This is a genomic window from Roseivirga sp. BDSF3-8, from assembly GCF_041449215.1.
Taxonomy (GTDB): domain Bacteria; phylum Bacteroidota; class Bacteroidia; order Cytophagales; family Cyclobacteriaceae; genus JBGNFV01.
On the sequence record NZ_JBGNFV010000001.1, the window covers coordinates 5,800,349 to 5,811,168 of the forward strand.

Here is a 10,820-nt window from a genome sequence, read left to right on the forward strand (position 1 = left end):
TCTTAGCCTCAATTAATATCTGAAAATATGATACTGTTTGTATCCGGCATAAAGTTCTACCGCAGAAACCCTGAGAATAGTATAAACAGGAATTGCAGCAATCATGCCCGGGATACCCGCCAGTGTAGCGCCCGCAAAGATAATAATAAATATTTCTAACGGGTGGGCTTTTACGCTTTTAGAAAAGATGAGGGGTTGTAAAACGATATTATCAATGATTTGAACCGTACTAAAAACGGATACAATCTTGATTACGAGAAAAATATAGTCCTGTGTACTTTCCAGGCCTGGCATAGTGGATATCCCAACCAGAATACCAAAAGAAGCTCCCAATAGAGGGCCGGCATAGGGAATCAGGTTAGCCAGAGCGGCAAAAACGGCAATGGTCAGGGCATACTTTATCCTAAAAATACTAAGCCCCAGGGAAGCTATACTGAAAATAGCGAACATTTGAAAAAGCAGGCCCAGCAGGTAATTGCTTAAAAGCTTCTCCATTTTATACAAAGCAGCAATAGAAACCTCAAAATATTTATTCGGAATGAGGGAGATAAGGTTTCTGCGAAAAATACCTTTTTCAAAAAGGAGGAAAAATGAAATAAAGGTAACCGCAAGGGTTCCCACAAAGAAGTTACCGGTGATGGCTAGCAGATCACTGAAAATGTCCTGAACCCTGATATCATCTTTGAGAGACGCAATATTGGCCTTAAGAGCATCAACGATAAAGCCGGGATCGTCCTGAGTCAGATTATTTTCAATAAGAAATACTTCTATCCTGCTCAGGGGCTGGCTTATCATTCCATACAGTTCATCGTAGTTAATGTCCTTAATAACGGCGATCTGTTCAGAAACAAGGGGCACAAACAGCAAAATAAAGGAGCTGATAATGAGCAGAAAAACCAGAAATGAAACGATTACAGCCAGCACCCGGGGAACTCTGACACGAAACACCTGTATCTGGCTGAAATAATTGGTAAGGGGTCTTAAAATTGTACTGATAATGAGGGATAGGGCAATATATATGAATATGTTGCTGAAGTACCAGCTTAGAAAAATGAACAGGCTTATGCCTATTACCAGATATACAGCCGTCTTCCTCATACGCTTGAAGGCAGGGCTCCCACGCCCTTTACAATTCGATAAAGTAAAAAACAATGATAACAAAAAAGCTCCAACGGACTGATGGAGCTTTAGAATAATTTATCAGGGAAGTTTAGTCCCACTTAAGCTCATCATCTACCTGAGCTTCAGTTTCCATTTCATTTTCAAATTGAGAGAAGTCAATTTCGGGCATAAGCTCGTTTTTAACATGGTCTACAGTATCCTGTAACGCCTCAATGAACTTATTAAAGTCTTCCTTGTATAGGAAAATCTTATGCTTTTCGTAAAAATACCCATCGTCCTTAAAACGTCTTTTACTTTCCGTTATGGTCAGGTAATAGTCGTTGGATCTGGTTGATTTTACATCAAAAAAATAGGTTCTCTTACCCGCTCTAACACGCTGAGAATAAATTTCAGCTTTACCGTTTGCGTTGTTCTCTTCCACTATCCTCTATAATTTATTTAACACCCAAACTTCCCAATGGATTTTTTTGAATGTACAATCAGGATTATATTTTCGTTTCTAATATAGTAGAATAATTTTCATTATTGCAAGTCGTTAAAGGAGATTTTCCCGATAATAATTATACCCCAACCAGAAATTTTATATTGATTAATCGGTTGATTTTCATTGAACTTGAGAGATTAAAGACATATGGATTTAAAGAAAATACGGGAAGTAGGTAACCTGGAACTACTGGCGAGGCAAATGGTAGAAGGATTTATTACAGGCCTGCACAAAAGCCCGTACCATGGATTTTCGGTGGAATTTGCCGAACACCGACTGTATAATAGTGGTGAGTCTACCCGACATATCGACTGGAAGGTTTATGCCAAAACTGACCGTCTGTATACAAAACGTTACGAAGAGGAAACTAACCTTCGGGGAGTAATACTACTTGATCACAGTCCATCTATGTATTACCCTGCGCAAGACCGGGGAAAACTCACCTTTAGCTGTCTTGCTGCAGCCAGTCTGGCTTACCTACTAAACCGGCAGCGGGATGCAGTAGGACTGGTTACTTTTGCTGAAGGGATAGAAACACAAACAGATATAAAGTCCACACACTCACACCTGCACACGCTCTATGCATATCTTGAGAAACTACTGATCTCTGAACCCTCCCCGACACAAACCAATGTTTCAAGTGTACTCCATGAGGTAGCTGAAAAAATACACAAAAGAAGCCTGGTGGTGCTATTCAGTGACATGTTTGAGCAATCAGATAGCGATCAGGATATTCTCAATGCCCTTCGGCACCTGAAGCACAGGAAGCACGAGGTACTTTTATTTCATGTAACGGATAAGAAGACAGAGCAGGATTTTTCCTTTGAAGACAGGCCGTATGAGTTTATCGATATGGAAACGGGTGAGAAGGTAAAACTACAGCCTTCACAGTATCGGGAAACTTATATAAAAGAGGCTAAGAAGCACTTCGAACAACTAAAACTAAAGTGCGGTCAATTTGGAATTGACTTCATTGAAGCTGATATAAACGAGGGGGTGAATCAGGTACTGTCCTCTTTCCTGGTAAAACGTACCAAAATGAAATAAGGACGCTGATGAGCGCCCTTTTGAATATTCTTAAGCCTTAAGAAGGATTACTGATGCATCCAATCTTTTTTGGCAAGGAGCTCTTCTTCGGTCTCTTCATAGTCAGGATCATCTACGCAACAATCCACGGGACAGACGGCTGCGCACTGAGGCTCTTCGTGAAAGCCTGTACATTCAGTACACTTGCCGGATACAATGTAATAGAACTCATCTGATACAGGCTCCTGGGGCTCGTTTCCATCTACCACAGTGCCGTCTTCCAGTTCTACTTCAGATAAATCAGTACCTCCGGCCCATGTCCATTCCACACCACCTTCATAGATGGCCGTGTTAGGGCATTCGGGCTCACATGCACCACAATTGATGCATTCGTCGGTGATCATTATTGCCATAATTACCGTAGTTTCGCGATCAAATTATTTTCAATAGGGTTAACTCCCTTTGAAGACCAAATTTATCAACATATTGTTAGCATAGCAATAATTAAAAAAATTAAAACCCTACCCGAAGCATGAATCTTTCGCAACGTATTGAAGCATTTACAAGGCTGGGCGATGCCATTCGAAGTTTATCGGATGACGAAATTGACTCTCTGAGCCTCAGAGCACAGGGTAAAAATAACTGGTTTACGTTTAATAATATTAGACAAGCCCTCCTGGGATGCGTATATATGCTGGATAAGGAAAAGCTTACTCAGTGGACAAGTACTTACACGCTGGATCCTTCCCAACCAAAAAAAATCGGAGTAGTGATGGCTGGAAATATTCCACTGGTGGGCTTTCACGACTTTCTGAGCGTTCTGATCAGCGGACATCACCTGTATTCTAAACTGAGCAGCCAGGACCCTTATCTACTCCCCTACCTTGCAGATAAGCTTATTGCTATTGAACCGACTTTCAGGGACCGGATTCATTACCCTGAACTACTGAAAGAAGTAGACGCTGTTATTGCTACAGGTAGTGATAATACCTCGAGGTATTTCGAGTACTATTTTTCAAAAGTACCAAACATTATCAGAAAGAACCGGAGCTCAATAATTGTACTCACGGGCGAGGAAACAGATGATGAATTGCGGAAAATGGGAAAAGATATTTTTAGCTATTTCGGACTCGGCTGTCGTAATATCAGTAAGGTCTTTGTGCCGGAAGGTTATAAATTTAACAGGTTATATGAGAACCTGGAAGGATATGAAGAGGTACGTAACCACCACAAGTATGTCAATAATTATGATTACAATAAGAGCATTTTCCTCGTGAATATAGTGCCTCACTTCGATAATGGGTTTTTACTGATCAGAGAAAGTAAGGAGATGGTTTCTCCTATAAGCGTGCTGTTTTATGAGGAATATAAAGATCTGAATTCTTTGAACAACAGCCTAGACGCAAATGCAGATAAGATTCAGTGTATCGTGTCTTCTGAAGAAACACTAAAAGATTCGATAGCACCGGGAAAAGCTCAGGAACCCGAGCTATGGGACTATGCCGACGGTGTAGATACACTAGCCTTCCTGAGCAAGCTATAAAAGATAAATACCTTAACTAAAAAGCCCCAGTGCGAAGTTCGCAACGGGGCTTTTTTTTAAAGAGGATGGCGGGCCTAGTATGCAGGCCCTCTCCATATTTCGACCCACCCGGTCAATATCTGGCCGGAAGGCATTCTTACTTCATAATAGTATACTCCTTCAGTCTCATCACCTCCATCCCAGTCATTCTGATAGTTCTCAGACTGGTAAACCGTACGTCCCCAACGGTTAGTAATGACTACACCAGCGCCTTCAGAAGGCAGGTTCCTGATGTAGAATACCGGGTTGGATCCGTCGCCGTTAGGGGTGAAGACGTTAGGAACAAATATTGAATCATCGTAACCCAGGCTATCCTCCAGTTCATAGGTACACCCCTTGGCATCCTGAACCACAACAAGGTAGTTACCAGGATAAAGGTCTGTAAACGTCAACTGGTAATCACCATCAGGGTTTACGTTTAACGGAAGATCCAGAATAGGTGATGTCATTCTGTCCTGGAAGGTAGGCTGAGTATGGTATATACTCGCCGAGTATCCGGGAGTACCTGCCGTAGGAGGTACCTCTATACTTACGCTACCCGTGGGTTCGTCCGGCAATGAGATAGAAGTTTCTATGATCTCTGCGGTCAGCGGACTGCTAATAGTCACAAATACCGGCTCTGAGCTCACATCACAACTTCCCTGGCGCTGGGTCACATAAATTTTGTACCCGCCGGGCTCCCATGCAAACTGGTTGCTGTTTATCTCGAAGTCGTCCAGAATAATGGCATTCTTGGCGAAGGTGTATACAGGATCAAGGCCAGTCTGCTCATATACATATACTTGAAGAGGATTAGCAGCTGTACCATATTCTCCGCTAAAGTTAGTGAAGAGTACAGAGGGTCGTCCGTCAGCAGAACATACTTCTTCTGCCTCAAAGGCGACTGGTGTGGTACCACTGGTAAGCCTGATCTCTCCGTCGTCAGAGCAACTGTTAATAGCTGCGCTTCTTACGGTCCAGCGATAAAGCACACCCTTATCAAGTCCCCTAACTTCCAGCTCGTTAGACGAAGGGATGGCATAAACCTCTCCTTCGTCAGGGGTATCTGCATTATTCAGCACAAGCTCATAAGGACCGGGGGCATCTGTACGATCCGTATCTATAACTACGGCAATACCTCTTTCCTCTGAACCACTGCATTCATCTACCGTAAGTTCGATCACCTCGGCTTCTATTGCACCAGGCACATCTACATCTATGGCGAAGGGCATGCTACAGCCACTACCATCATAAACGATCAGTAAGTTATCATTACGGGATATTCCGCTAATTCTTCCATCAGCAGGAACCGGCTGAGGGTCTTCCTTATCATCAATGGTAAAGGTATAAGGGCCACCATTACCACCGGATACCGTACCGATGTTTATGACACCTACAGTTACGTTAGGATTACAATCAGCAGGGGTTTCAGTCGTGATCTCCTGGCTAAGTTCGATGGCCGGGCTTGCACTATTAATGGTCACTGAAACCTCAGCAGGGCACTGATCGGTAGCATCATCTCTCACCAAGATGGTATAAATGCCATTTGGAGGCAGGTTATTAACCACCTGATTATCTACGAAGCTGTACCACTGGGCACCGCCATCAAAGCTGTACTCTGCTGATCCGCCTGTATGATTGGCAATATTCAATCTGGCCTGACCGGTATTTTCACCATAACATGCTGCATCTACAAAACCGGAAGCCGAAGCTGTTATCCGGGTTGCATTGCGGAGAGTAACAGGTAATGAACAGATTGCTCCGTCGGAGTCCTGAACTGTATAGGTATAATTGCCTGCCGCCAGATCGGGGAACTCAAAGCGTGCCTTACCGTCACCTTCCAGGTTACCTGGCAGACTAGTGAGGTATGAAAGACTATCATTACGCAAGGTGAGTATGTATGGTGCATTGCCACCACTTACGGCAAAAGCCAGCAGACCATCGTCGTTAGTGGAACAAGTGGGCAGAATGAGCTTATCATTCTCAAGAGTCACGGTAAACAACCCACAGTCTATAGAAACGCTACCACACTCAGGGTCTCCGATGCTCCTGATAGTAACGGCCACAGGGCCTGCATTCACTTCCGTAGCTGCAGGGCAGGCTACTGAAGGATCGACATTCAAGACCACACTTACCTCATCACCATTAGCCAGAGAATTCAGCGTAATCTGGGGACCTGCTGCGGTCAGGGTTTCTACGCCATTAACAAACCAGTCAAATGTAGGATTAGCTCCGGCGTCTGAGAAAGCGGCAGTGAAGGTAATTTCCTCTCCCTGGCAGGCAATTGCTTTGTCTGCTGTCAGTGAGACAGAAGGATTTGTTACCTCAACCGCACTATTCACTGTAAAGGTAGCCTCAGCACGGCAGCCTCCTATGTTGTCATAAACGCTTACTGTGTAGTCACCCGGTACATCCAGGCCGCTCAGGTCCTCTCCGCTTGCGGTGAAACCATTGGGGCCTGTCCAATCAAAGCTAAACACACCACTACCACCGCTCACGCTGATATCTATTGCTCCGTCAGCTGTGTTACATCCTGTAATGTCGGTTACAGATTCTTCATTGATAGTGAAATCGACAGGGTCAGTAAGCTCTATCGTATAGGTATCTGAACACTCTTCAGAAAGCTCTCTGACAGTCAGGGTATATACACCTGCTGAAAGTCCGCTAATGTCTTCAGTACTTGCTGTAAAGCCATTGGGACCTGTCCAGTTATAGGTCAGGACGCTAACAGGATCGCTAGAAGCAACGGTTAGTTCAATTGCTCCATCGGCTGCACCACAAGCAGAAATCGCGGTGATAGCATCTTCTGTGATAGTGAAGTTTACAGGCTCGCTGATTGTAGCACTGTATGTAGCCGTACAGCCACTAACATTATCCGTAACTACGAGGTCGTAAGTACCATTTGCAAGGCCGGTCAGGTCTTCATCAGTAGAAGTGAACCCATCAGGGCCCGTCCAGGCAAAAGTATAATCCCCACTACCGTTTTCGACAGTGATGGCTATTTCACCATCATCAATATTACAGGCTGTTACATCACTTACAATATCCTCGGTAACTGAGATACCTGAAGGCTGAGTCAGGCTCACTGAATAACTGGCCTCACAGCCTGAGACATTATCTCTTACTGTCAATACATAATTTCCAGCAGAAAGACCGCTAATGTCTTCATCTGTAGAGCTGAAACCGTTATCTGCACTCCACTCATACGAGAAGACACCACTGCCTCCGGCTACTGTTATTTCTATGGCTCCATCTGAGGCACCACAACCACTCACCTGGGTTACAGCGTCTTCCTGGATTGTAAAATCAACTGCGTCGGATATAGTCGCACTATAGGTGTCGATACATCCGGTTATATTGTCTCTTACACTAAGATCATACGTGCCGGGAGAAAGTCCGGTGATATCTTCACTGGTAGAAGTAAATCCATTGTCAGAGGTCCACTCATAAGAGAATACTCCACTACCGCCTGCTACTGTTATTTCTATAGCTCCATCGGCTGCACCACAAGCAGATACCTGAGTTTTGGCATCTTCCTGAATGGTGAAATCTATAGGATCTGTCAGTGTCGTACTGTAGGTTACAGAGCAACCAGTCACATTATCTCTTACGGTGAGGTCATAGGTACCCGACTGAAGCCCGCTAATGTCTTCATCAGAAGATGTGAAACCATTGTCAGAGACCCACTCATAGGAGAAGACCCCACTACCACCGGAAACGGAAACTTCTATCGCTCCATCTGCTGCACCACAGGCTGAGATGGGGGTCACATTATCCTCTGTAATGATAACATCCACCGGTTCGGTAAATACTACTGAATAAGTGGCAGTACACGCACTCACATTATCCGTTACGGTCAGGTCATAGGTGCCTTCACTCAATCCGCTCAGGTCTTCAGTAGTAGCAGTAAACCCATCAGGACCAGTCCAGGCATAGGTGTAGTCACCACTTCCATCAAGGACAGAAATATCCACTGCCCCATCGTTACTACCACAAGCTGAAATAGGCGAGATAGCTTCTTCCTGAACAGAAATACCAGTGGGACCTCCTACCTCTGCGGTAAGGGTGGTTTGACAGGTACTGTTATCATCAGTGACAATCACTTCATAAGTACCGGGGGCCAGGCCACTCAGGTCTTCATCAATAGAGGTGAAGCCATCAGGACCGGACCAGGCAAAGGTAAATGTACCGCTGCCACCCGTTATACTAATGTCTATTGATCCATCATTCGCACCACAAGCAGACACGTCAGACGCGTTGTCAACCTGAGCAGTAAAATCAATTGGATCAGCTAAGGAAGTGGAATAAGTAGCTATACATCCTGAAACATCATCAGTTACCACGAGATCATAGGTACCGGGTGCCAGGCCGCTAATATCTTCAGTAGAAGCAGTAAAACTATCTGGTCCGGTCCAGGCAAAACTGAATGTACCGCTACCGCCCGTGAGGGAAATTTCGATAGCTCCATCTGACGCCGAACAGGCTGAAACCGGAGTTACGTTGTCTTCCTGGATGGTAAAGTCAACCGGTTCAGAAATAGTAGCTGTATAGCTTGCAGAGCAATTAGTAATGACATCTGTAGCTATTAACTCATAGGTACCAGCAGTAAGTCCGCTGATATCTTCTGTGGAAGCGGTAAAGCCATTTGGTCCGGTCCACAGGTAGTCAAATGTACCACTACCACCTGTTACAGTTACAGTTATACTTCCGTCTGCAGCTCCACATGAACTAACATCAGCTACAGCATCTTCTGCTATACCGGGAACGGGAGATACGGTGAAGATTTCAGCGTTAGATGTGACCGGGGAATTCGTCACACATGTAGCAGTTGGATCAGCAGTTAACACCACAGTTACCTGATCACCGTTTACTAACGTGTTGGTTGTATATACTGGATCTGTTATACCTGGAATGGTTACGCCGTTGAGCTGCCATTCATAGGTAGGGTTAGCCCCGGCTTCGGTAGGCGTAGCCGTTAGGGTAACTTCATCTCCTTCGCATATTTCGGTCCTATCAGCAGACAAGGTTACATCAGCTACAAGAGTCGAGGTAACAGAAATAGTTACTGTATTAGATGTTACAGGACTATTAGTTACACAAGACGCTGAAGGGTCTGCCGTGAGGACAGCGAAAACCTCGTCTCCATCAGAAAGGCTGCTCGTGCTATAGGTATCGCTAGTGGAGCTATTATCCTCCACTCCATTAACAAACCACTGGTAAGTCGGATTAGCTCCGGCATCCGTACCGACGGCTGTAAAGGTTACAGTCTCACCGGCACATACAAAGGTCTGATCAGCTGATACAGTTACACTAGCAGTGAGGGCGCCAGGTACATTAATAGTAACAGGGTTACTGGTTACCGGAGCTGCCGATCCGCATGCAAAAGCAGGGTCCGGAGTTACACTCACTGTAACTATATCTCCATCCACAAGGCTATTATTCTGGTAGGTATCACCACTGCCGGCCGGGTCAGTCACTCCACTGACAAGCCATTCGTATACAGGGCTATCCCCGCCATTAGTTACGCTGGCAGTAAAAGTAACCGTTTCACCGGCACAAATATCTGTCCTGTCTGCTGTAAGATCCACTAAGGTCTGTGGATTGGTATCAGGCGAAACATCGTACGTAAGTCTGCTTAACCCGTTCCTTTCAAAGTACTCGATCACAAAATCATACGTACCATCAAGACAAACTGTGGTGTCAGAAGTAGAATAAGCTTTTAGCTCAAAATCATCAATCAACCAGGTGGTTCCACCATCAATACTAAATCTTAAGCCATCATCAGAACCTACCGTGAAGGTATAAAGGCCTGCTGGTAAGGTTTTACGCATGCGGTAACGAATGCTGAAGCTATTTTCATAGCTACCACACACATTCGGTCCGTTTACAGGGTCTGTAATGAGGTCATAATTGAAGGCATCGCTCGGATCATCATAAGCAGATCCATTTCCGGCTCCTGCAATATCCGTGTTCTCAATATATCCGCGATAGGTATCAAAGTTTTCACCCTGATACACATAGCCAATCCAAGTTTCATTTCCGTATGTCACCTCATCCCCATTGACTGGCTGAATGGTTACATTTATTGTAGATGACTCCTCAGTACATGCGCCAGCAGGGTCATCGGTAGTCAGGGTAAGTAGTACGTTACCCGCTGCTACATCAGCCGCGCTAGGTATATAGGTTGTACTAAGTGAGTTAGGGTCGGCAAATACACCGGAACCATTTGTATTCCAGGTAGCTGAAGTAGCCGCACCACCTATAGAACCGTTCAGTGCCACTTCATCACCCTCACAAATTGCCTGGTCGGTACCTGCATTTACAACAGCACCGCCGCCAATGGTAATAGTAAGTGTGTCGCTTGCAATTGTACAAGGACCGGCCGCATCAGGATCATCGCTGTTGAGTACAATCTGAACAGAGCCATTTGCCAGATCACCGGTACCAGGGGTGTAAGTGGTAGATGCTGAAAGGTCATCACCAAACGTACCGTCTCCAAGTGTTGTCCACTGTAAAGATGTGGCACTTCCACCAATTGATCCATTGAGAGTTACATCTTCTCCCTCACAAATTACGACATCAGTCCCGGCATCCGCAGTGGCCTGCTGGTTTCTTATAACTTCTACA

Annotated in this window: 6 protein-coding genes; 2 read left to right on the forward strand and 4 right to left on the reverse strand. The window is 45.0% G+C overall.

Features of this window, described 5'->3' with window-relative positions; genetic code table 11:
- Window positions 1-12 precede the first annotated feature (12 nt).
- Both AB9P05_RS23650 and AB9P05_RS23655 read right to left on the reverse strand, forming a co-directional pair.
- Window positions 13-1,098 (reverse strand): AI-2E family transporter, encoded by a 1,086-nt coding sequence (locus AB9P05_RS23650; RefSeq protein WP_371911315.1) that lies wholly within the window; start codon window positions 1,096-1,098, stop codon window positions 13-15.
- Window positions 1,099-1,210: 112 nt separating this feature from the next.
- Window positions 1,211-1,543: a DUF3276 family protein gene (locus AB9P05_RS23655; protein ID WP_371911316.1), complete on the reverse strand. Its 333-nt coding sequence runs from the start codon at window positions 1,541-1,543 to the stop codon at window positions 1,211-1,213.
- A gap of 210 nt (window positions 1,544-1,753) precedes the next feature.
- Here AB9P05_RS23655 and AB9P05_RS23660 point away from each other — a divergent pair, with 210 nt between their 5' ends.
- Entirely contained in the window at window positions 1,754-2,653 is a 900-nt protein-coding gene (locus AB9P05_RS23660; RefSeq protein ID WP_371911317.1) for a DUF58 domain-containing protein, read from the forward strand.
- A gap of 47 nt (window positions 2,654-2,700) precedes the next feature.
- Here AB9P05_RS23660 and AB9P05_RS23665 read toward each other — a convergent pair whose 3' ends face one another.
- Entirely contained in the window at window positions 2,701-3,045 is a 345-nt protein-coding gene (locus tag AB9P05_RS23665; RefSeq protein WP_371911318.1) for a 4Fe-4S dicluster domain-containing protein, read from the reverse strand.
- Between the two features lie 119 nt (window positions 3,046-3,164).
- Here AB9P05_RS23665 and AB9P05_RS23670 point away from each other — a divergent pair, with 119 nt between their 5' ends.
- A complete protein-coding gene (locus tag AB9P05_RS23670; protein ID WP_371911319.1) occupies window positions 3,165-4,175 on the forward strand; it encodes an acyl-CoA reductase in 1,011 nt (336 codons plus the stop codon).
- 74 nt (window positions 4,176-4,249) lie between these two features.
- Here the strand turns inward: AB9P05_RS23670 and AB9P05_RS23675 are convergent.
- A partial coding sequence (locus AB9P05_RS23675) for a gliding motility-associated C-terminal domain-containing protein (RefSeq protein WP_371911320.1) occupies window positions 4,250-10,820 on the reverse strand: 6,571 nt, incomplete at its 5' end.